Annotated in this window: 1 rRNA gene; it reads left to right on the top strand. The window is 55.0% G+C overall.

From position 1 onward, the window contains the following. Nucleotides 1-258 (top strand): 16S ribosomal RNA (locus MRBLPE1_RS23145); the annotation flags it as partial.

Below are 258 nucleotides of genomic sequence, written 5' to 3'. Positions count from 1 at the left end.
GCTCTAGAGATAGGGCTTTCCTTCGGGACAGAGGAGACAGGTGGTGCATGGTTGTCGTCAGCTCGTGTCGTGAGATGTTGGGTTAAGTCCCGCAACGAGCGCAACCCTTGATCTTAGTTGCCAGCACTTCGGGTGGGCACTCTAGGATGACTGCCGGTGACAAACCGGAGGAAGGTGGGGATGACGTCAAATCATCATGCCCCTTATGACCTGGGCTACACACGTACTACAATGGCCGATACAACGGGAAGCGAAACC

It is taken from the genome of Paenibacillus sp. LPE1-1-1.1, assembly GCF_040676435.1.
GTDB lineage: Bacteria > Bacillota > Bacilli > Paenibacillales > Paenibacillaceae > Pristimantibacillus.
Note: the sequence above shows the minus strand (reverse complement) of the source record. Positions and strands in the feature narration are given on the sequence as shown.